Annotated in this window: 19 protein-coding genes, 1 pseudogene and 1 riboswitch; of the genes and pseudogenes, 12 read left to right on the forward strand and 8 right to left on the reverse strand. The window is 71.6% G+C overall.

All coding sequences use genetic code 11. The features are described 5' to 3' along the window. The 5 genes from GTW40_RS04665 to GTW40_RS04685 all read left to right on the forward strand — a co-directional run. A partial coding sequence (locus GTW40_RS04665) for a sensor domain-containing protein (RefSeq protein ID WP_161178865.1) occupies positions 1-1,068 on the forward strand: 1,068 nt, incomplete at its 5' end. A 243-nt stretch (positions 1,069-1,311) separates the two neighbouring features. Continuing rightward, a complete protein-coding gene (locus GTW40_RS04670; protein WP_161178866.1) occupies positions 1,312-2,652 on the forward strand; it encodes a sensor histidine kinase in 1,341 nt (446 codons plus the stop codon). Between the two features lie 144 nt (positions 2,653-2,796). Then, positions 2,797-3,468 carry a response regulator transcription factor gene (locus GTW40_RS04675; RefSeq protein WP_161178881.1) on the forward strand — a complete coding sequence of 224 codons (672 nt, stop codon included), beginning with the start codon at positions 2,797-2,799 and terminating at the stop codon, positions 3,466-3,468. A gap of 250 nt (positions 3,469-3,718) precedes the next feature. Next, complete coding sequence (locus GTW40_RS04680; RefSeq protein WP_161178867.1) at positions 3,719-5,647, forward strand: 2-oxoacid:acceptor oxidoreductase subunit alpha; 1,929 nt, start codon at positions 3,719-3,721, stop codon at positions 5,645-5,647. Then, on the forward strand, positions 5,640-6,704 hold the full coding sequence (locus GTW40_RS04685) for a 2-oxoacid:ferredoxin oxidoreductase subunit beta (RefSeq protein WP_161178868.1): 1,065 nt from the start codon (positions 5,640-5,642) through the stop codon (positions 6,702-6,704). Before GTW40_RS04680 ends, GTW40_RS04685 begins: the two co-directional genes overlap by 8 nt. Positions 6,705-6,730: 26 nt before the next feature. Here GTW40_RS04685 and GTW40_RS04690 read toward each other — a convergent pair whose 3' ends face one another. Next, positions 6,731-7,135, reverse strand: coding sequence for a helix-turn-helix domain-containing protein (locus GTW40_RS04690; RefSeq protein WP_161178869.1), 405 nt, complete (start codon positions 7,133-7,135; stop codon positions 6,731-6,733). 95 nt (positions 7,136-7,230) lie between these two features. On the opposite strand from GTW40_RS04690, the gene GTW40_RS04695 reads away from it, so the two are divergent. From GTW40_RS04695 to ribD, 5 genes are all read left to right on the forward strand, one after another. After that, positions 7,231-8,085, forward strand: a complete 855-nt coding sequence (locus GTW40_RS04695) for an NAD(P)H-binding protein (RefSeq protein ID WP_161178870.1) — start codon at positions 7,231-7,233, stop codon at positions 8,083-8,085. A 126-nt stretch (positions 8,086-8,211) separates the two neighbouring features. Next, complete coding sequence (rarD, locus tag GTW40_RS04700; protein ID WP_161178871.1) at positions 8,212-9,180, forward strand: EamA family transporter RarD; 969 nt, start codon at positions 8,212-8,214, stop codon at positions 9,178-9,180. Positions 9,181-9,286: 106 nt separating this feature from the next. Next, positions 9,287-9,754, forward strand: a complete 468-nt coding sequence (locus tag GTW40_RS04705; RefSeq protein WP_161178872.1) for a VOC family protein — start codon at positions 9,287-9,289, stop codon at positions 9,752-9,754. 61 nt (positions 9,755-9,815) lie between these two features. Next, positions 9,816-11,312 carry a M1 family metallopeptidase gene (locus GTW40_RS04710; protein WP_343245615.1) on the forward strand — a complete coding sequence of 499 codons (1,497 nt, stop codon included), beginning with the start codon at positions 9,816-9,818 and terminating at the stop codon, positions 11,310-11,312. 59 nt (positions 11,313-11,371) lie between these two features. Next, entirely contained in the window at positions 11,372-12,223 is an 852-nt protein-coding gene (gene ribD / locus GTW40_RS33680) for a bifunctional diaminohydroxyphosphoribosylaminopyrimidine deaminase/5-amino-6-(5-phosphoribosylamino)uracil reductase RibD (RefSeq protein ID WP_161178873.1), read from the forward strand. Here ribD and GTW40_RS04720 read toward each other — a convergent pair. Beyond that, positions 12,220-12,822, reverse strand: coding sequence for a hypothetical protein (locus GTW40_RS04720; RefSeq protein ID WP_161178874.1), 603 nt, complete (start codon positions 12,820-12,822; stop codon positions 12,220-12,222). The two genes, ribD and GTW40_RS04720, sit on opposite strands and share 4 nt — an antisense overlap. 204 nt (positions 12,823-13,026) lie before the next feature. Here GTW40_RS04720 and GTW40_RS04725 point away from each other — a divergent pair, with 204 nt between their 5' ends. Next, positions 13,027-13,614 carry an NAD(P)H-dependent oxidoreductase gene (locus GTW40_RS04725; protein ID WP_161178875.1) on the forward strand — a complete coding sequence of 196 codons (588 nt, stop codon included), beginning with the start codon at positions 13,027-13,029 and terminating at the stop codon, positions 13,612-13,614. Positions 13,615-13,640: 26 nt separating this feature from the next. Here GTW40_RS04725 and GTW40_RS04730 read toward each other — a convergent pair whose 3' ends face one another. From GTW40_RS04730 to GTW40_RS04745, 4 genes are all read right to left on the reverse strand, one after another. Then, positions 13,641-14,510 (reverse strand): ABC transporter permease, encoded by an 870-nt coding sequence (locus GTW40_RS04730; RefSeq protein WP_161178876.1) that lies wholly within the window; start codon positions 14,508-14,510, stop codon positions 13,641-13,643. Further along, on the reverse strand, positions 14,497-15,492 hold the full coding sequence (locus tag GTW40_RS04735) for an ABC transporter ATP-binding protein (protein ID WP_161178883.1): 996 nt from the start codon (positions 15,490-15,492) through the stop codon (positions 14,497-14,499). The genes GTW40_RS04730 and GTW40_RS04735 overlap by 14 nt, the downstream gene beginning before the upstream one ends. Positions 15,493-15,547: 55 nt before the next feature. Continuing rightward, complete coding sequence (locus GTW40_RS04740) at positions 15,548-16,741, reverse strand: DUF2092 domain-containing protein (RefSeq protein WP_161178877.1); 1,194 nt, start codon at positions 16,739-16,741, stop codon at positions 15,548-15,550. 247 nt (positions 16,742-16,988) lie between these two features. After that, positions 16,989-17,999, reverse strand: coding sequence for a polyprenyl synthetase family protein (locus GTW40_RS04745; RefSeq protein WP_161178878.1), 1,011 nt, complete (start codon positions 17,997-17,999; stop codon positions 16,989-16,991). A 615-nt stretch (positions 18,000-18,614) separates the two neighbouring features. Next, a riboswitch (cyclic di-AMP (ydaO/yuaA leader) is annotated at positions 18,615-18,852 on the forward strand. Positions 18,853-18,854: 2 nt separating this feature from the next. Here GTW40_RS04745 and GTW40_RS04750 point away from each other — a divergent pair. Beyond that, positions 18,855-19,355 (forward strand): transglycosylase SLT domain-containing protein, encoded by a 501-nt coding sequence (locus tag GTW40_RS04750; protein WP_161178879.1) that lies wholly within the window; start codon positions 18,855-18,857, stop codon positions 19,353-19,355. A 50-nt stretch (positions 19,356-19,405) separates the two neighbouring features. Here GTW40_RS04750 and GTW40_RS04755 read toward each other — a convergent pair whose 3' ends face one another. Both GTW40_RS04755 and GTW40_RS04760 read right to left on the reverse strand, forming a co-directional pair. Next, complete coding sequence (locus GTW40_RS04755; RefSeq protein WP_161178880.1) at positions 19,406-20,251, reverse strand: HAD family hydrolase; 846 nt, start codon at positions 20,249-20,251, stop codon at positions 19,406-19,408. An 87-nt stretch (positions 20,252-20,338) separates the two neighbouring features. After that, a pseudogene (locus GTW40_RS04760) lies at positions 20,339-20,851 on the reverse strand (NAD(P)/FAD-dependent oxidoreductase); the annotation flags it as partial.

The raw sequence follows: 20,851 nt of genomic DNA on the forward strand, positions 1-20,851 counted from the left end.
GCGGTGTTCGGGTTCACCTACGTCGTCACCCTGGTCTCCGTCAGCGCGGGGCTGACGGTGACGGTCCTGGGGCTGCCGCTGCTCGCGGGCTGTCTGCTGGGGGCGCGGCTGCTGGGGCGGCTGGAGCGGGCGCGGGTGCGGGGGCTGCTCGGGGTGCGGGTGGCCGAGCCGTCGCCGCTGTCGCTGCTGGGCCGGCGGGACCGGAAGCTGTCACGGCGGCTGTGGCTCATCCTGAGCGATCCGGTGGGCTGGCGGACGCTGCTCTACTTCTTCATCCGGTTGCCCTGGGGCATCTTCACCTTCTGCACGATCCTGACCTCGCTGTTCGTGCTCTGGCCGGTGCTGTCGTTCATCGCGCGGGGGCTGGCGACCGTGGACCGGGCGCTGGCGCGGGGGCTGTTGTCGCCGTCGGACGAGCTGGAGCGCCGGATAGCCGAGCTGGAGTCGGACCGCGGAGTCGTCGTGGACACGGCGGCGGCCGACCTGCGCCGGATCGAGCGCGATCTGCACGACGGCGCCCAGGCCCGGCTGGTCAACCTCGCCATGGAGCTCGGCCTGGCGAAGGAGAAGCTCCTCGAGGACCCGGAGGAGGCCGCCCGCATGGTCGACGAGGCCCACGGCGAGGTGAAGACCGCCCTGCGCGAACTCCGCGACCTGGCAAGGGGCATCCACCCCGCCGTCCTCACCGACCGCGGCCTCGACGCGGCCCTGTCCTCCATCGCCGCCCGCTGCACGGTCCCGGTGACCGTCACCACGGACCTCCCCACCCGCCCCGCTCCCGCCATCGAGGGCATCGCGTACTACACCGCCTCCGAACTCCTCCAGAACATCAGCAAACACAGCCACGCCCACCACGCGACGATCGACCTCTGGCGCACCGACGACCGCCTCATGCTCCAGGTCCGCGACGACGGCACGGGTGGCGCCGAGGCATCCCCCGGCGGCGGCCTCCACGGCCTGACGGAACGCCTCGGCGCGGTGGACGGCCTCCTGCTGATCGACTCCCCGCCGGGCGGCCCGACGGCGATCACGGCGGAACTGCCCTGGCGCGACCGGACCGCCGCATAGCGAGGACGGCCGTCACCGAACCGGGCTGATCACCCCACCGACCTGGGGTGATCAGCCCGGTTTCGCTGTCCGCCACCAGCCCGCCGACCTGAAACACCGCCACACGGCACCCCGCCCACCCAGGCCCCGGTAGGGAAAACCCCCGCCCCCGACACCAGCCCACGTCATGGCCCCGCACCCACCCCGCACGGAAACCTGAAGGCACGGTTCGGACACCCACGCGACGAGAGGCGGACCACGGCGATGGCCACCGAGTACGACGGACAGGGGTACCGCGTTCCCAGCGCATCCGGCGGCGGGCGGAGCCATCGTGTGCCCGCCGGGCTGCGGGCGCCGTTCGAGGCGCGGGCCTGGCGGGAGTTCGGGTATGTGCTGCTGAGCCTGCCGATCGCGATCGCGATGTTCGTGTGGGCGGTGACGGCGATGTCGCTCGGCGCGGGGCTGCTGGTGACGTTCGTCGGGATTCCGGTGCTGGCGCTGGGGCTGGCCGGCTGCCGGGGGTTCGGGGCGCTGGAGCGGGCGCGGGCGCGCGGGCTGCTGCGGGTCGACGTGGCCGAGCCGGAGCCGCTGACCGTGCGCGGACCGGGCGCCCTCGCCTGGATCGGCGCCGTGCTGAAGAGCGGCAGCTCCTGGCGGAACCTGCTCTTCGCGCTGCTCCGCTTCCCCTGGGCGGTGTTCTCCTTCGCGGTCGGGCTGAGCTTCTGGACGTACGGCTGGGCGCTGCTGACGTACCCGCTGTGGTTCTGGGTATTCCCGATGTACGTCGGCCAGGGCGGCATCCAGCTCTACGGCGACGAGCACCACAACGTGTATCTGGACAACCCCTTCGAGATCACCGTGACCTCGCTGCTCGGCCTGGTGTTCACGCTGCTCACGCCGTGGATCCTGCGGGGTCTGACCACGGTGGACGGGCTGCTGGTGCGCGGGCTGCTCGGTCCGTCGCGGCTCTCGCAGCGCGTGGAGCGGCTGGAGTCGGGGCGCGGGACCGCGGTGGACACGGCGGCGGCGGACCTGCGGCGCATCGAGCGGGATCTGCACGACGGGGCCCAGGCGCGCCTGGTCAGCCTCGCCATGGACCTCGGTCTCGCCAAGGAGAAGCTGCGCGAGGACCCGGAAGCCGCCGCCCGCATGGTCGACGAGGCCCACGGCGAGGTGAAGACCGCCCTGCGTGAACTGCGTGACCTGGCAAGGGGAATCCACCCCGCCGTCCTCACCGACCGCGGCCTCGACCCCGCCCTCTCGTCCGTCGCCGCCCGCTGCACGGTCCCGGTGACGGTCACCACCGACCTGCCGGGCCGGCCCGCCGCCGCCATCGAGGGCATCGCGTACTACACGGCCTCCGAGCTCCTCCAGAACATCAGCAAGCACAGCCGTGCCCACCACGCCACCGTCGACCTCTGGCGCACCGACGACCGGCTGATGCTGCTGGTCACGGACGACGGCGTGGGCGGCGCCGACCCCGCCAAGGGGTCCGGGCTCGCGGGCCTGTCGGCACGCCTTGGCGCCGTGGACGGTCTGCTCGTGGTCGACTCCCCGCCCGGCGGCCCGACCCGGATCACGGCGGAACTGCCCTGGCGGGACTGACCCGGGCGACCGAGGGCGGCCAAGGGCCCACAGACCAAGGGCCCGGAGAAGAAGGAGGGCCCCCGCGCCCCCGTGATTGCTGGAATGCTGGTCCCCGTGGCGGACAAGGCGTCGTGGCAGCGGGCAGCGGGGGGCCGGGAGATCGTGGAGAACAGGGTGCGCGTGGTCATCGCCGAGGACTCGGTGCTGCTCAGGGAGGGGCTGACCCGGTTGCTGACCGACCGGGGTCATGAGGTGGTCGCCGGGGTCGGGGACGCGAAGGCGCTGGTCAAGACCATCACCGAGCTGAACGCGGCGGGTGAGCTGCCGGACGTGGTGGTGGCGGACGTCCGGATGCCCCCGACCCACACCGACGAGGGCGTACGGGCCGCCGTCGAGCTGCGCAAGGCGCACCCGGGGCTCGGGGTGCTGGTCCTGTCGCAGTACGTGGAGGAGCGGTACGCCACCGAACTGCTGGCCGCGTCCAGCCGGGGCGTGGGCTATCTGCTGAAGGACCGGGTCGCCGACGTGCGCGAGTTCGTGGACGCGGTGGTCCGGGTCGCCGGGGGCGGTACGGCCCTCGACCCCGAGGTCGTCGCGCAGCTGCTCGGGCGCAGCCGCAAGCAGGACGTGCTGGCCGGGCTCACCCCGCGCGAGCGCGAGGTGCTGGGGCTGATGGCGGAGGGGCGGACCAACTCGGCCGTGGCCAGGCAGCTGGTGGTCAGCGACGGCGCGGTGGAGAAGCACGTCAGCAACATCTTCATGAAGCTGGGCCTGGCCCCGAGCGAGGGGGACCACCGGCGGGTGCTGGCGGTGCTGACGTATCTGAACTCGTAGGGGTCCGGCCCCCTAGGGGGTGTCTCCCGCGTCCCCTCCGGGAGAAACCGGGGGCCACCTGGGGAGTGTCTTTCGAGTGGTCCTCGGCCGGGACGGGAAATCATGAGCTGTCAGCCCGCCGAGGCCGTCCCGGAGAGCCGTCCACCATGTGGATTGCCTCGGAAGGCGACCCTAACCGACGTAGGGTTGATCCTGGACGGCCGGTGGGACGGCCGCCCATGGACAGCCGCCTCGAAGGAGGTCCAGTTCAGTGACCAGCCAGGTCAGCAGCCCAGCGGAACCGACCGACGACACGGTCGTGGGAGAGCAGCGCACACCGGGCGGCGCGAAGGACGTGCGGCGCCTGAACCGGGTGATCATCCGGTTCGCGGGGGACTCGGGTGACGGAATGCAGCTCACCGGCGACCGCTTCACCTCCGAGACCGCGTCCTTCGGCAACGACCTTTCCACCCTCCCCAACTTCCCCGCCGAGATCCGTGCCCCCGCGGGCACCCTGCCGGGTGTCTCCTCGTTCCAGCTCCACTTCGCCGACCACGACATCCTCACCCCGGGCGACGCGCCGAACGTGCTGGTCGCGATGAACCCGGCCGCCCTGAAGGCCAACATCGGCGATCTACCGCGCGGCGCCGAGATCATCGTCAACACCGACGAGTTCACCAAGCGCGCCCTGCAGAAGGTCGGCTACGCGGGCGACCCGCTGGAGGACGGCTCGCTGGACGGCTATCAGCTGCACCCGGTGCCGCTCACCACGCTCACGGTGGAGGCACTCAAGGAGTTCGACCTCTCCCGCAAGGAGGCGGAGCGCAGCAAGAACATGTTCGCGCTCGGCCTGCTGAGCTGGATGTACCACCGGCCCACCGAGGGCACCGAGAAGTTCCTGCGGACCAAGTTCGCCAAGAAGCCCGACATCGCGGCGGCCAACATCGCCGCCTACCGCGCGGGCTGGAACTTCGGCGAGACGACCGAGGACTTCGCCGTCTCCTACGAGGTCGCCCCGGCGGCCCGTGCCTTCCCGCCGGGCCTGTACCGCAACATCTCGGGCAACCTCGCCCTGTCGTACGGCCTGATCACCGCCTCCCGGCAGGCGGATCTGCCGCTGTTCCTCGGCTCGTACCCGATCACCCCGGCCTCCGACATCCTGCACGAGCTGTCCAAGCACAAGAACTTCGGTGTGCGGACCTTCCAGGCGGAGGACGAGATCGCGGGGATCGGCGCGGCGCTGGGCGCGGCCTTCGGCGGCAGCCTCGCGGTGACGACGACCAGTGGTCCCGGCGTGGCGCTCAAGAGCGAGACGATCGGGCTCGCGGTCTCGCTGGAGCTGCCGCTGCTGGTGATCGACATCCAGCGTGGCGGCCCGTCGACCGGTCTGCCGACCAAGACCGAGCAGGCCGACCTCCTCCAGGCGATGTACGGCCGCAACGGCGAGGCCCCGGTCCCGGTGGTCGCGCCGAGGACCCCGGCCGACTGCTTCGACGCGGCGCTGGAGGCGGCCCGGATCGCGCTGACCTACCGCACCCCGGTCTTCCTGCTCTCCGACGGCTACCTGGCCAACGGCTCGGAGCCCTGGCGCATCCCGGAGTCCGACGAACTCCCGGACCTGACCGTCCAGTTCGCACACGGGCCGAACCACACCCTGGAGGACGGCACCGAGGTCTTCTGGCCGTACAAACGCGACCCGCTGACCCTGGCCCGCCCCTGGGCGATCCCGGGCACACCCGGCCTGGAGCACCGCATCGGCGGCATCGAGAAGCAGGACGGCACGGGCAACATCTCCTACGACCCGGCCAACCACGACCTGATGGTCCGCACCCGTCAGGCCAAGATCGACGGCATCGAGGTCCCGGACCTGGAGGTGGACGACCAGGACGGCGCCCGCACCCTGGTCCTCGGCTGGGGCTCGACGTACGGCCCGATCACGGCGGCGGTACGGCGGCTGCGCACGGCCGGCGAACCGATCGCCCAGGCCCATCTGCGCCACCTCAACCCCTTCCCGGCCAACCTGGGCGAGGTCCTGGCGCGCTACGACAAGGTGGTGATCCCCGAGATGAACCTCGGCCAGCTCGCCACCCTGGTCCGGGCGAAGTACCTGGTGGACGCCCGCTCCTACAACCAGGTCAACGGGATGCCGTTCAAGGCGGAACAGCTTGCCGCCGCGCTGAAGGAGGCCATCGATGACTGACCCGGGCAACGGGCTGCTCCAGCTGGTCCCCAAGGCGGAGGCCAAGCAGTCGATGAAGGACTTCAAGTCCGACCAGGAGGTCCGCTGGTGCCCGGGCTGCGGTGACTACGCGATCCTCGCCGCCGTCCAGGGCTTCATGCCGGAGCTGGGCCTGGCGAAGGAGAACATCGTCTTCGTCTCCGGGATCGGCTGCTCCTCCCGCTTCCCCTACTACATGAACACCTACGGGATGCACTCCATCCACGGCCGCGCCCCGGCCATCGCGACCGGGCTCGCCGCCTCCCGGCGGGACCTGAGCGTGTGGGTGGTCACGGGCGACGGCGACGCCCTCTCCATCGGCGGCAACCATCTGATCCACGCGCTGCGCCGCAACGTCAACCTCAAGATCCTGCTGTTCAACAACCGGATCTACGGCCTGACCAAGGGCCAGTACAGCCCGACCTCCGAACTGGGCAAGATCACCAAGTCGACGCCGATGGGCTCGCTGGACGCGCCGTTCAACCCGGTCTCCCTGGCGCTCGGCGCGGAGGCGTCCTTCGTGGCCCGCACGATCGACTCCGACCGCAAGCACCTCACCGAGGTCCTGCGGCAGGCCGCCGACCACCCCGGCACGGCCCTGATCGAGATCTACCAGAACTGCAACATCTTCAACGACGGCGCCTTCGACGCCCTCAAGGACAAACAGCGCTCCGAGGAGGCGCTGATCCGCCTGGAGCACGGGCAGCCGGTGCGGTTCGGCGGCGCGGACGGCGAGCGCGGGGTCGTGCGCGACCGGGCGACCGGTGATCTGAAGGTCGTCGACGTCACCCCGGAGAACGAGGCGGACCTGCTCGTCCACAACGCCCACGCCGACTCCCCCACCACGGCCTTCGCCCTCTCGCGGCTGGCCGACCCCGACACCCTGCACCACACCCCGATCGGGGTGTTCCGCTCGGTGGAGCGGCCGGTCTACGACACCCTCATGGCCGACCAGCTCGACACCGCGATCGAGCAGCGCGGCAAGGGCGACCTGGCCGCGCTCCTCGCGGGCGGGGACAGCTGGACGGTCATCGGCTGACGGTCATCGGCTGAGGGCCGCCGGTTCTACGGGGCCCGGGTCGCGGAGGCGGCCCGGGCCTCGTCGTACGTCCGGCGCGCCTCGTCCACCCGCTCCATGCGGTCGTGGGTCCACTGGGCCAGGGAGCGGACCTGTTCGGCGGCCTCGCGGCCGAGCGGGGTGAGGGAGTAGTCCACGCGGGGCGGGATGACGGGCTTGGCGTCGCGGTGGACCAGGCCGTCGCGCTCCAGGGTCTGGAGGGTCTGGGTGAGCATCTTCTCGCTGACGCCCCGGCCGTTCCACCGGTCGATGGCGCGCCGCAGCTCGCTGAACCGGTAGGAGCGGTCGAGCAGCTCGATCAGTACGAGGACGCCCCAGCGGCTGGTGACGTGCTCCAGGACCAGCCGGTACGGGCACAGGGCCTCGGCTTCCGCCATGTCACTTACTGCCATGCCAGTATCTTACTTCAAAGTGTGTACTTTCACTTGGTTAGTGCCACCCCTAGGGTGAGTGTCATACCGACCGACCCCCAAGGAGAGCGCACCCCATGAGCATCGTCGTCACCGGAGCCACCGGACACCTCGGCCGCCTGACCGTGGAGCAGCTGCTGGAGAAGGTGCCCGCCGGAGAGATCACCGCCGTCGTACGGGACGCGGCGAAGGCCGCCGACTTCGCCGCGCGCGGGGTGCGGATCGCCGTCGCGGACTACAACACCCCCGAGACCTTCGACGGCCTCTTCGCCGAGGGCGACAAGGTCCTGCTGATCTCGGGCAACGAGCTGGCCAAGGACCGCGCGGTCCAGCACCAGGTCGTCATCGACGCGGCCAAGGCGGCGGGGGTGGCGCTGCTTGCGTACACCAGCGCGCCGAGCGCGCTGCACGCGCGGCTCGTCGACCCCCACCGGGCCACCGAGAAGGCGCTGCTCGCCTCCGGGCTGCCGTACTCGCTGCTGCGCAACGGCTGGTACCACGAGAACTACACCGAGAACCTGGCCCCGGTCCTCGCCCACGACGCGGTGGTCGCGGCGGCGGGCGACGGCCGCGTCTCCTCGGCCGCGCGCGCCGACTACGCGGCCGCGGCGGTCGCGGTGCTGACCGGCGAGGGCCACGAGAACACGGCGTACGAGCTGGGCGGCGACACGGCGTGGAGCTTCGCGGAGTACGCGGCGGAGCTGACCCGGGCGACCGGGCGGGAGATCGTCTACAAGGCGGTCTCCGTGCCGGAGCTGGAGGCGATCCTGACCGGCGCCGGGCTGCCGGAGGCGCTCGTGACGGTGTTCGCCGAGGTGGACGAGGCGATCGAGCGGGGCGAGCTGGTGGTCTCCGGCGGGGAGCTGTCCCGCCTGATCGGCCGTCCGACGACGCCGCTGGCCGTCGCGATCGAGGCGGCGCTGAAGGACTGAGCGCCCTTGCCCCGAGTGCCCTCACCGGGCGCGTGTCATGACCGTATGGCGATACGGACATGACACGCGGCCCGTGGCGGCGCTACCTTCTTTCTCGCGTGGCTGGAATGCGAGAAGGAGGGGCCCGTGGCCGGGACGTCCAAGGGTGAACACCGAATAGGTCTGCTGAACGGCTTCGCGGCCTATGGCATGTGGGGCCTGGTCCCCCTGTTCTGGCCCCTGATGAAGCCCGCCGGGGCGATGGAGATCCTGGCCCACCGGATGGTGTGGTCCCTGGTGTTCGTCGCGGCCGCGCTGGTCTTCGTACGGCGCTGGGCGTGGGCCGGTGAGCTGCTGCGCCAGCCGCGCCGCCTCGGGCTGATCGCGCTGGCGGCGGCCGTGATCACGGTGAACTGGGGCGTCTACATCTGGGCCGTGAACGCGGGTCATGTGGTGGAGGCGTCCCTCGGGTACTTCATCAACCCGCTGGTGACCATCGCCATGGGCGTGCTGCTGCTCAAGGAGCGACTGCGGCCGGTGCAGTGGGCGGCGGTCGGGGTGGGCTTCGCCGCCGTCGTCGTCCTCACCGTGGGCTACGGCCAGCCGCCGTGGATCTCCCTCTGTCTCGCCTTCAGCTTCGCGATCTACGGGCTGGTGAAGAAGAAGGTCGGCCTCGGCGGCGTCGAGTCGCTGGCCGCCGAGACCGCGATCCAGTTCCTGCCCGCGCTCGGCTATCTGATCTGGCTCTCCGCCCACGGCGGCGCGACCTTCACCACGGACGGCCCCGGCCACGCCGCGCTCCTCGCCTCGACCGGCATCGTCACCGCGCTGCCCCTGGTCTGCTTCGGCGCGGCGGCGATCCGGGTGCCCCTCTCCACGCTGGGCCTCCTCCAGTACCTGGCCCCCGTCTTCCAGTTCGTGCTCGGCATCCTCTACTTCCACGAGGAGATGCCCCCGGAGCGCTGGGCCGGTTTCGCCCTGGTCTGGATCGCCCTGATCCTCCTCACCTGGAACGCGATGCGCTCGGCCCGCCGGGCGCGGGTGGTCGCGCGGTCGGCCGCGGCCGTACCGACGGCGGCCACGACTCCGGCCGGGGCGGCGACGGCGGAGTCCTGAGCCTCCGGGATTCCCGGGGCAGCCCGGCCGTCCCCCAGGGGGCGCCGCGACGCACCGTTCCGTCGATCACCCGGCGCCCGGCCGCCCCCGCGGTTATAAGTGAGGCATGACGAACCCGTCCCCCGCCCCGCTGCACTGGAAGCTCGTCATCGACGCGGCCGACCCGCACGCGCAGGCCGACTTCTGGGCCGCCGCCCTGCGCTACGAGCCCGAGGACAACAGCGCGCTGATCGAACGGCTCCTGTCCTTCGGCGCGCTCGACGGCGAGGCCACCGTGGAGTACCACGGCCACCCCGCCTTCCGTGACCTGGCCGGTGTCCGCCACCCCGACGACCCCTTCGACCCCGCCACGGGCACCGGCCTCGGCCGCCGCCTCCTCTTCCAGCGGGTCCCCGAACCGAAGACGGGAAAGAACCGCCTCCACATCGACCTCCACCCCGGCCCGGACCACCGCGCCGAGGAGATCACGCGCCTGAAGGCCCTCGGCGCCCGCGTCCTGCGCGAAGTCTCGGAACCGGCGGGCGAGTGGGTGGTCCTGGCGGACCCGGAGGGCAACGAGTTCTGCGTGAGCTAGGCGGCACGGGAGGCGGCTCCGGCGGTGCCGGGGCCGTACGGACGAGACGGGTGGTGAGCTTGTGCGTGAGATCCCGGCGGTCCCGGGCCGCCCGGCGGCGGACGCGGGCCGTGCCGCGACGCGCCGGGTCCGTGGCCGTGTGTACGGCTGGGCCCCGGCCGTGGCGCTCCTCCTGGCCGTGACGACGTCCTGCACCGGCTCCACGCCGGGAAGCGGTGCCGCGGCGGCCGGAAAGTACGGCACGGCAGGGGTGGGCGACCGGCTGTTCCCGACGCTCGGCAACGGCGGCTACGACGTGACGCACTACGGGCTGACCCTGGACTACGTGCCCGAGACCAACCATCTGAAGGGCACGGCGGTCATCACGGCACGGGCCACCCAGGACCTGAGCCGCTTCGACCTCGACCTGTCGGGGCTGCGGGTGCGCACCGTCACGGTGCGCGGCGCCGGGGCCCACTTCACCCGCGCGGGCGACGAGTTGCGGGTGACACCGGCGAAGACGGTGCGCGCCCAGGAGGTCTTCCGGACGGTCGTCACCTACGACGGCACCCCGCACACGCTCAAGTACGGCAGCGGCAGCGCCAGAGAGGGCTGGCTGGAGACCGACGACGGCTCGACGGCCCTGGGCCAGCCGTCCGGCTCCATGACCTGGTTCCCGGGCAACCACCACCCCTCGGACAAGGCCACGTACGACATCACGGTCACCGTGCCCAAGGACGAGGACGGCGACCCGTACGACGTGATCTCCAACGGCGAGCTGGTCGCGGAGAAGGACCACGGCAAGACGGTGACCCGGCACTGGCACAACAAGGAGCCCATGGCCTCGTACGTAGCCCACGTCTCCGTAGGCGACTTCAAAATTCACCGGGGCCGAAGCAAGAAGGGCGTGCCCGTCTACGTCGCCACCGACCCCGCCGAGGCCAAGGGCGCCGCCGGTGTCCCGGACCTGGTGCCCGAGATGGTCGACTGGGGCAGCACGCTCTTCGGCCCCTACCCCTTCTCCTCGACCGGCGCCGTCGTCGACCACCTGCCCGACCTCGAATACGCCCTGGAGACCCAGACCAAGCCCTACTTCGGCGAGTCCCCCGACGAGGGCCTCCTCGTCCACGAACTGGCACACCAGTGGTTCGGCGACTCCGTCACCCCGCGCGCGTGGAAGGACATCTGGCTCAGCGAGGGCCTGGCCAGCTACGCGGAGTGGCTCTGGGAGGAGAAACGCGGCGGCCGCACCACCGAGCAGACCTTCAAGGACTACTACACCGGCAAGGACGAAGAGAGCGCGGGCATCTGGGCCTTCCCCCCGGCGAATCCCCCCAGCGCGGCCCGCCTCTCCGACCCGCCCGTCTACGGACACGGCGCCATGGTCATCCACAAGGTCCGCCAGGCCGTCGGCGACGCCACTTTCTTCGACATCCTCCACACCTGGACCCGCGACCACCGCCACGGCAACGCCGACACCCAGCAGTTCATCACCCTGTGCGAGACCAAGTCCGGCAAGAACCTGACCGCACTCTTCGACACGTGGCTCTTCTCCAAGGAGAAGCCGTCCCGGATGTGAGCGGGAGGCAGCATCGGACCGGGAGGGACTCCGACGTGAAGGCCCATGAACGTGCCGCCATGAGGCGGGCCATCGCCGTCTCCGCCCAGGGGCTCGGGTCGACGAGTCCGAACCCGCCGGTCGGGTGTGTCGTGCTCGACCGGGGCGGGCGGATCGTCGGCGAGGGGTACCACGTACGGAAGGGCGAGTCCCACGCCGAGGTCAACGCGCTGAAGGCGGCCGGGGAGCGGGCGGCGGGCGGTACGGCGGTGGTCACACTGGAGCCGTGCAATCACTACGGGCGCACCCCTCCCTGCCGGGAGGCGCTGATCGACGCCGGGGTCGCCCGGGTGCTCATCGCCGTGATGGACCCGACGTCGCGCGGGGAGGGCGGGGCCGCGCTGCTGCGGGCGGCCGGGGTGGACGTGGAGCAGGGGGTACTCGCGGACGAGGCACTGTTGGTCCTCGGGCCCTGGCTGGCTTCGCTGACACGGGGGCGGCCGTTCGTCACCTGGGTCTGCCAGGCGGGAGAGGGTGAGCGGCAGGCGCCGGTGTCCGATGAGGTCCGGCGGCTGCGGCAGTCGTACGACGTGGTGGTTCGGGCGGGCGGAGAGGTCGAGGAGGGGAATCCGGGCCGTCACGGGGACGGGGTTTTCCGGGTTCCCCGGCTCTCTTCAGGTGCCGGTGGCGATGAGGTGCTGAAGGTGCTCGACGGGGTGGGTGTGCGGTCCGTTCTGGTGGAAGGGGCGGCCGCCGGATCACCCCTGGCGGCGCTGGCCGACCAGGTGATCTGTTATCTCCCGCCCACGCCCGACAACGCGTCGTACACCCAGCCGGGGCGCGCGCCGGTCGCGTTGCCCGCGGGCTACCGCCTCACCGACGTCTCGCGCCACGCGGAGTTCGTGCGGCTGGTGGGCCGACGGGGCCTCTAGACCGCGCCCCCGGCAGCTCGCGCCCGTGCCGCCAACCGGGGCAGACGGCACCGCGCCGACTCCAGTAGATGCGGGTCGTCCGTGGAGGCCGGGCCCGGTTCCGTGGTCAGGAGGGTCCAGAGGGTGGTCAGGGTGTGGCCGAGGGGGAGGGCCACAGACGGGTCCGGGATCGCTCGCCAGGCGGCCGCCGCGCTGAGGACGTTGGCGTAGGCCGCGGTGGGGTCGGCGGACTCGCGGTGGCGGTAGGCGAGGTTGAGGGAGAGTTCGCAGGCGTGGCGGACGTCGCCGGTCAAGTAGGCGATGTAGGCCGTGAGTTCGCCCAGGGTCAGGACCTCGGGGTGGCGGGGGCCCAGGGCCCGGGCCGCAGCGGTGATCGTCCGGGACGCCAGGGACGCCGCTTCCGCGGTGCGGCCGTCGCGGATCGCCTCGGCGATCGGGGTCAGGGGGCCGGTCAGGGAGTCGGAGAGGATTTCTTCGGCCAGCGTGTCGAAGCGGCTGGCAGGCGGGACCTGTTCGGTCTGCTGAATCGGTTCAGCAGATGCGTTCCGCGCCGCCGGGACCGCCACCGCGCGCTTCTTCTCCAGACTCAGTCCGGACATCGTTTCCTCACTCCCCCGGCGCCGCCATCCGGCCGTACGCCTCCTGCCTGCCAGTGTGCCGAACTCTCGTCGGCCGGGCCGTCACCGGCGCGTCACAGCCTCGCACCAGCCGGGAGCCGCAGGAGGGACGCAGGAATAATTGCGTGTGCATAAGATGCTTGCGTCTGCATCAAGGAAGTCGCCCGCCACCACCCCGGGAGAACCATGAACCGCCGCTTCCTCTTCGTCCTGGGCAGCGCCCGCACCGAGGGCAACACCGAGTTCCTGGCCCGCGCCGCCGCCGAGCAGCTCCCCTCCGGCGTGGAGCAGGAGTGGCTGCGGCTGACCGAGCTGCCGCTGCCCGAGTTCGCCGACCTGCGGCACGACAGCGACCATGTGCGGCCCGCGCCGGACACGCCTGCCGGACGGCTGCTGGACGCCACCCTCGCGGCAACGGACGTCGTGATCGCCTCACCGCTGTACTGGTACTCGGTCTCGTACCTCACCAAGCACTACCTGGACCACTGGTCGGGCTGGCTGCGCATCCCCGGGCTCGGCTTCAAGGAGCACATGGCCGGGCGGACCCTGTGGGGCGTCACCGCGCTCGCGGGCGCTAACCCCTCGGTCGCCGACCCGCTGGTGGGCACGCTCAACAACTCCGCCGCGTACATGGGGATGCGCTTCGGCGGCGTCCTGCTCGGCAACGGCAGCGCGCCCGGCGACGTACGGCAGGACACCGACGCGCTGGCGCGGGCCAAGACCTTCTTCGCGGGCGAGGCGCCCCTCGCGCGCTTCCCGCACCAGGAGGGCTGACCAAAAAAACCGGCGCGCCGACAGACCTACGCCTCGATGTCCCGCGCGGTGAACCGCGCCCACGCCGCCGCGCCGAACACCGCCACGTACAGCCCCTGGAGGCCGAGGTTGCGCCACACGTCCTCCCAGGGGACGGGGTCGCGGAGCAGGTCGGCGAAGGACAGCCAGTAGTGGGAGAAGAAGTACGGCTGGAGGGCGTGCAGCTGGGGCAGCTGGTCGAGGATCTGGACGGTGATGAGCAGGCCGACCGTGGTCGCCATCGCCGCGATGCCGCTGTTGGTCAGCGTCGACACGAACAGGCCGAGCGCCGCCACGCCGGTCAGTGAGGCGGCGACGACCAGTGCGATCAGCAGGGCGCGGCCGATGCCGTCGGCGAAGGAGATCCGGGTGCCGGAGATGGTGGTGACGTCGCCCAGCGGGAAGAGCAGCGCCCCGACGATCAGCGCCGTGACGGCGACGACGAGCGTGGCGAGCAGACAGAAGGCGACGACGGCCGCGTACTTGGTGAGCAGCAGCCGGGTACGCCCGGCCGGGGCGACCAGCAGATAGCGCAGGGTGCCCGCGCTCGCCTCGCCCGCGATCGCGTCCCCGGCGACGACACCGACGGCCATCGGCAGGAAGAACGGCAGCGTCGCGGCGAGCGCCGTGAACACCAGGAACAGGCCGTTGTTGGTGATCTGCGACAGGAACGCCGGTCCCCCGCCGCCCCCGCCGGCCGACCCGCCGTCGCCGGTCTCGGCCTTCACCGCGATCCCGATCAGCACCGGCACGGCCGCCAGTACGGCGAGCAGCGCGAGGGTCCGCCAGCGGCGCACCGTGATCACCAGTTCGCTGCGCAGCAGCCCGAGCGTCCACAGGGGGTGCGCGACCCGGTACGTCGGTTCAGCCCGCGACATCGAAGCCCTCTCCGGTCAGTGCCACGAACGCGTCCTCCAGCGAGGCACGTTCGAGCGTGAAGCCGCGGACCCGGACGCCCGCCGTCACCAGGGCCGCGTTGATCTCGGCGAGGTCCCGTACGGGCGGCGCGCCGGTCACCCGCTCACCCTCGACGGCCACGTCCCCCACGCCCTGTTCCTTGAGCACCCGGGCCGCGTCCGCCGGGTCCGGGGTGCTCACCACGAGCCGTCCATGTGCCCCGGCGGCCAGCTCGGCCACCGCGCCCTGGACGACCAGGCGCCCCCGGTTCATCACGGCGGCGTGGGTGCAGACCTGCTCGATCTCGTCGAGGAGGTGGGAGGAGAGGAAGACGGTGGTGCCGTCGGAGGCCAGCTCGCGCACGAGGGTACGGATCTCCCGCATGCCCTGGGGATCGAGGCCGTTGGTCGGCTCGTCCAGGACCAGCAGGCGGCGCGGCTGGAGCAGGGCGGCGGCGAGGCCGAGGCGCTGCTTCATGCCGAGGGAGTACGCCCTCGCCTTCTTGCCGGAGGCGGCGGCGAGACCGACCCGCTCCAGGGCGGCGGCGACGCGGGCGCGCCGGGTGCGGGGGTCGGCGGTGGGGTCGGCCGCGTCGTAGCGCAGGAGGTTGTCGCGGCCGGAGAGGAAGCCGTAGAGGGCGGGGCCCTCGATGAGCGCGCCGACCTGGGGCAGGACGGCGCGGGTGGAGCGGGGCATGGGGCGGCCGAGGACCTGGGCGGTGCCGGAGGTCGGCTCGATCAGGCCCATCAGCATGCGGATGGTGGTGGTCTTGCCCGAGCCGTTGGGCCCGAGGAAGCCGAACACGCTGCCCGCCGGGACGGTCAGATCGAGACCGTCCACGGCGAGCTGGCCGCCGTAGCGCTTGGTGAGGCCCTGGGTGGCGATCACCGGACCGGCGTCGGACCGGGCCGGAGAACCGGCCTCGGCTCTCCCGGGCCCTTCCGCGGAGGACGGCTCGCTCATCGGTTCCCCACTCATCCTCGTCCTCCGCGGAAGCGGCCCGGCCCCGCCCGCCGGATCAGTGCTCGGCGTTGGCCGTCTTCAGCAGGGCCTGCTTGGTGACCGCGCCCGCGTAGACCTTGCCGTCGTCGGTGATCAGGGCGTTGACCAGGCGGGTGGAGAACACCGTGCCCTTGCCGAAGTCGCCGGTGACCGGGTCGCCGAGCGAGCCGAGGAAGCCGCCCGCCGAGCCGGAGGGCATCCCGCCCTTGGCGCCGGTGTCGAAGGTGGCGATGCTGGTCCAGCCCTTGCCGATGACGTCGCTGCCCAGGGCCGCCCCGCCGAACAGCTCGCGCAGCCCCTGGTCGTGCTCCCCCTTGTCGGAGTCCTTCTCCTCGGTGACCTTCGCGCCCTTGGGCGGGGTGAAGTCGAAGGTGGAGGCCGACGGCTTGGCGAAGGAGACCTGGGTGAAGCCGGTGTCGACGACGGGCTTGCCGCCGCTCTTCGCGGTGAGCGTGAACTTCAGCGGCGTCCCCGTCTTCGCGTCCACCGCGATGGTGACCGCGCCGACGGTGCTGCCCTGCTGCTTGGGCTTGATCTGCAGCTTGTAGGCGTCGCGCCCGGCGACCCGCTCGGTGCCTGCCACGGTGACGGAGGTGGTGTCGTCCACCGCCTTCAGGGCTTCCTTGGCGAAGTCCCCGGGCGTGCCCTGCCGCTCCTCCTTGCGCTCCTGGCGCTCCTTGCCCTGCTCGTGCTGCTCGGCGGTGCCGTGGAAGACCTCGTTGCTGCCGCTGTCGTAGCCCCACACGTCCTTGCCGTTGTGGATCAGGCTGTACTCCGCGCCGCGCTCGCGCAGCGAGACCTTCTGCTTGTCCGGGCCGTCGGCGGCCACGCGCAGGGTGTGGGTGCCGGAGACCAGCTCGGTGAGCTTGCTGCTCGGGTAGGCGGAGGAGCCGCCGTCGTGGCCGCCGTAGCCGCCCAGGCTGCTCTCCAGGCCGCCCAGGTCGGGCAGGCCGAGGTCGGTGCTGATCTTCACCGTGCCGGACAGCTGCTGGACGTCCGAGCTCGCGATCTTCTCCACGAGCTGCTGTGCGCTGATCTTCGGCAGATCGGGGTCTCCGGTGCTGGCGAGTGCCGGGACCAGACCGATCGTGGCCGCGGCCACCCCCGTCACCGCGACCGGAACGACGTACCGGACGGCCTTGCGACGGCCGGCGCGCGGGTTCTCGTCCGCTGCGGTGCCCCTGGTGTCGTCGGATGCGTACGGTGCCATGTGTGCCTTACCTCCGTGGTCGGCGGCGGCTGCCCCTCCGTATGGTCCACCCAGCCGCCATTCTCACCCGAATCGGTGAGGAGTGGTGGTTTCCGTGGTTCCCATCAGACCAAATCAGCCGCGTGAACACGTCAGTCCACGGAGCCAACTCGGCGTACACCTGCGGTATGACGCAGGGGGCGGTGTCTCCCGCCCGACCCGTAGGGGTCGTACGGGCGGCACCGCCCCCTGGCGTACGTCTGCCCGGTCAGCCGGTGCGGTGCACCACCGCGTCGCACAGTTCGAGCAGGGCCGCCTTGGCCGTGCACTCCTTGAGGGGGGCCAGCGCGGCGCGGGCCTCCTCCGCGTACCGCACGGCGTCGCGGCGGGCCTGCTCCAGGGCGGGGTGCGTACGCAGCGCGGCCAGCGCCTCGGCGTGCCGGGCGTCGTCGGTGAGGTCGGAGTCGAGCAGCTCGCACAGCGCGACGTCCTCGGCGTGGCCGAGCCGGGCGGCGCGCTCGCGCAGCCGGAGCACGGGCATCGTGGGGATGCCCTCGCGCAGGTCGGTGCCCGGGGTCTTGCCGGACTCCCGGGTCTCGGAGGCGATGTCGAGGACGTCGTCGCACAGCTGGAAGGCGACGCCGAGGCGCTCGCCGTACTGGGTGAGCACGTCCACCACGGTCTCGTCGGCGCCGGACATCATCGCGCCGAACCGGCAGGAGACGGCGACCAGGGAGCCCGTCTTGCCGGAGAGCACGTCGAGGTAGTGCTCGACCGGGTCGCGGCCGTCCATGGGACCCGCGGTCTCCATTATCTGGCCCGTGACCAGCCGCTCGAAGGCGAGGGCCTGGACGCGGACGGCCTCCGGGCCGAGGTCGGCCAGTATCTGCGTCGCGCGGGCGAAGAGGAAGTCTCCGGTGAGGACCGCGACCGAGTTGCCCCAGCGGGTGTTGGCGCTGTCCACGCCGCGGCGCACGGCCGCCTCGTCCATGACGTCGTCGTGGTAGAGCGTGGCCAGGTGGGTCAGCTCCACGACGACGGCGGAGGGGACGATGCCCGGGGCGTACTTGTCGCCGAACTGGCCGGCGAGGAGCACGAGCAGGGGACGGAACCGCTTGCCGCCGGCCCGCACGAGGTGCTGCGCGGCTCCGGTGATGAAGGGGACCTCGCTCTTGGTGGCCTCTAGCAGGCCCTCCTCGACAGCCGTCAATCCGGCCTGGACATCGGCTTCCAGTGCCTGGTCCCGCACGCTCAGCCCGAACGGCTCGCCGACGGTCACGAGGGGTCTCCTGTCTGCTGGTGTCTGCTGGCGACTACACGGTTTGTCGATAGGTCGCTGCCATCACTCGGCTCAGCGTATCCGGTCGCGTTTCCATCACCGCTATCACCCACCGGTCCACCACGGGAGGTATCGGGTCACAACGGTTGTCTTCTTCTTTGGCGGACATGGTCGGACATTCATCGACTTAACAGGACGATGCGCCTGCTGTCGGCGGACGGCGCGCCGACAGGGCACCCGTCCGCCCCCCATGCGGAGGGGGTCACTTCCTCCAACGAACGGGACCACCCCAGAGGTTCCGCATCCGACCGGACCGACACTCCCCAATACCCACAGACGGATCAAATCCACCTAATCGCCCATGTCTGACTTTGCGTATTTTGCGGTTTCGTGAGTTGGGTCACCGGGCGCCCGATGACGGCCGACAGGTCCCGACTACCCACTTCGCCTTGCTTCATGGGGCAGTTGAGCGTTGACGGACGCAAAGGATCAAGTATCCCAATTGGGGCAAGTCAAGATCAACCATCGCTTTGTGTGAATCCGGCACTTGTTCCGGACATCTGCTCTCGCATACGTTCCGGCCCGTCGGGCGACGCCGAATCCTGCCGGGCCCGACACACCCACTCGACGAACTCATTTCGTACGGCAGGAGCGGGGGAACCAGGTAGGCCGCCGGGACGGGTCGACGCGCGTTGATTGACGCGCGTCGACCCGGCAACGGCTCGGGGTGAAGCCGCGACTTCGTGTCCTTCGGGCACGGAGCGTCCGTGTCCCAGGGACACGGATGTGAGCGGCCGGGCACCTCCCCGCCCGAACCCGACAGCTCACCTCGCAGGCGCCGGAGAGGAACGTGTCATGTCTGCTGCCGCTCAGCCGCGCCGTGCCCGCGCCCAGCGCATCGTCCGTACGCTCGCCGTCACCGGTACCGGTGCCGCCGTGCTCGCGCTGCCGTTCATCGGTGCCACCAGCGCCTCCGCCGCCCCCGCCGCCGCTCCGGCCGCCGCCTCGGCCGCCGTGACCACCCCGGCCGGGTACGCGAACAACCTCGACGGCTGGATCCGCGAGTCCCTCGCGATCATGGCCCAGAAGGGCATCCCGGGCACCTACAACGGCATCCACCGCAACGTGATGCGCGAGTCCTCGGGCAACCCGCTGGCCATCAACAACTGGGACATCAACGCCGTCAACGGCACCCCGTCCAAGGGCCTGCTCCAGGTCATCGACCCGACCTTCACCGCGTACCACGTGGCGGGCACCTCCCTCGACCCGTACGACCCGGTCGCGAACATCACCGCCGCCTGCAACTACGCCTGGCACCGTTACGGCTCGATCGACAACGTCAACGGCCCGTACTAGGCCGCAGGGACAGGGACGTTCCCGGGACGGGGCGCCCGTAGGGGATTCACCTACGGGCGCCCCGCCCCGTTCTCGTGGCCCTCGGGCCGGAGCCCGTACACCTTCTCCAGGACGGCCGCGACGCCGTCGTCCTCGTTGGAGAGGGTGATCTCGTCGGCCACAGCGAGCAGTTCGCGGTGGGCGTTGGCCATGGCCACGCCGTGGGCGGCCCACTGGAACATGGGGATGTCGTTCGGCATGTCGCCGAAGGCGATCGTGTCCGCGCGGCCGAGGCCCAGATGCTCGGCGGCCAGGGCGAGTCCGGTGGCCTTGGTGATGCCGCACGGCTGGAGCTCGACGGTGCCGGGCCCGGACATGGTGACCGTGGCCAGCGAGCCGACGACCGAGCGGGCGGTCCCGGCCAGCTCGTCGTCGGACAGGCCGGGGTGGCGCAGCAGCACCTTGCTGATGGGCTCGCGCCAGAGGTCGTCCCGCCGGTCCACCCGTATGGCGGGCAGCGTGGGGTGGGGCATCAGATAGCCGGGCTCGATGAGGGTGAGGCCGTCCACCCCGTCCTGGTCGACGGCCGCGTACACCTGTCCGACCTCGGCCTCGATCTTCCCGAGCGCCGTCTCGGCCAGCTCCCGGTCCAGCCGCACCGACCACAGCAGGCTCCCGCTCCCCGCGTCGTACACCTGCGCCCCCTGCCCGCACACCGCGAGCCCGGTGCACCCGAGCGACTCCAGCAGCGGCCGCACCCGCGGCGCAGGCCGCCCGGTCACCACCAGATGCCGCGCCCCTTCCCTCGCGGCCCCCGCGAGAGCGGCCCGGGACCGCACGGAGACGGTGTCGTCACCGCGCAGCAGCGTCCCGTCCAGGTCGGTGGCGATGAGTGCGGGAAGGGGAGGTGCGGCCATGATCAGAGAATACGGACCCGGCCGGACTCCGACTCACCAGCGGGGTAGGGGAGTTGACCCCGGCCGGCCCGCCCGCTGCCGTACCCGTCACCCGTGTGCCGACGCCAGGTGCTTCGCCAGGCGTGGCGACGCGAACTCCGTGCCGCAGACGAAGCGCATGACGGGGCCGTAGGACGAGGCCGCCGGGAGGCCGGTGAAGTAGAGGCCGGGGAGCGAGGAGACGTAGCCGGGGCCGAGACGGGGGGTGCCTCGGGTGGTGGCGAGGCGGGTGCGGAGGCCGGGGCCGAGGAAGTCCATGGCGGCGAGGTCGACGCGGTAGCCGGTGGCGGCGATGACGTGGTCGGCCGTCAGCTGTTCGGCACGGCCGCCGTGGGTGAGGACCTTCAGGACCGGGGCGCCGTCCGACACCTCGGCGGACACGACGCGCTGGACCTCCTCGACCTGGACCTTTCCCTCGAAGCGGTCGCGCAGCCACCACGCGCCGAGCGGGCCGAGCACCCGGCGGACCAGATGGTGGCGGACCGGGTCGGGGAGGAAGCGGTAGGGGTCGGCGTGGTAGCTGAGCGCCCACAGGGACCAGGCGCGGCCGAACGGCGACTC

Origin of the sequence: Streptomyces sp. SID4985, assembly GCF_009863025.1 — a bacterium.
In the GTDB taxonomy this organism is placed as follows: Bacteria; Actinomycetota; Actinomycetes; order Streptomycetales; family Streptomycetaceae; genus Streptomyces.

Bases quoted from the DNA above. Each gene is read 5' to 3' on its own strand.
- GTW40_RS04685 (WP_161178868.1), top strand. From the start codon at position 5,640: ATGACTGACCCGGGCAACGGGCTGCTCCAGCTGGTCCCCAAGGCGGAG.
- GTW40_RS04755 (WP_161178880.1), bottom strand. From the start codon at position 20,251: ATGGCCGCACCTCCCCTTCCCGCACTCATCGCCACCGACCTGGACGGG.
- GTW40_RS04730 (WP_161178876.1), bottom strand. From the start codon at position 14,510: ATGTCGCGGGCTGAACCGACGTACCGGGTCGCGCACCCCCTGTGGACG.
- GTW40_RS04690 (WP_161178869.1), bottom strand. From the start codon at position 7,135: ATGGCAGTAAGTGACATGGCGGAAGCCGAGGCCCTGTGCCCGTACCGG.
- ribD (WP_161178873.1), top strand. From the start codon at position 11,372: ATGAGGCGGGCCATCGCCGTCTCCGCCCAGGGGCTCGGGTCGACGAGT.
- GTW40_RS04740 (WP_161178877.1), bottom strand. From the start codon at position 16,741: ATGGCACCGTACGCATCCGACGACACCAGGGGCACCGCAGCGGACGAG.
- GTW40_RS04670 (WP_161178866.1), top strand. From the start codon at position 1,312: ATGGCCACCGAGTACGACGGACAGGGGTACCGCGTTCCCAGCGCATCC.
- GTW40_RS04705 (WP_161178872.1), top strand. From the start codon at position 9,287: ATGACGAACCCGTCCCCCGCCCCGCTGCACTGGAAGCTCGTCATCGAC.
- GTW40_RS04735 (WP_161178883.1), bottom strand. From the start codon at position 15,492: ATGAGCGAGCCGTCCTCCGCGGAAGGGCCCGGGAGAGCCGAGGCCGGT.
- GTW40_RS04695 (WP_161178870.1), top strand. From the start codon at position 7,231: ATGAGCATCGTCGTCACCGGAGCCACCGGACACCTCGGCCGCCTGACC.
- GTW40_RS04725 (WP_161178875.1), top strand. From the start codon at position 13,027: ATGAACCGCCGCTTCCTCTTCGTCCTGGGCAGCGCCCGCACCGAGGGC.
- GTW40_RS04720 (WP_161178874.1), bottom strand. From the start codon at position 12,822: ATGTCCGGACTGAGTCTGGAGAAGAAGCGCGCGGTGGCGGTCCCGGCG.
- GTW40_RS04750 (WP_161178879.1), top strand. From the start codon at position 18,855: ATGTCTGCTGCCGCTCAGCCGCGCCGTGCCCGCGCCCAGCGCATCGTC.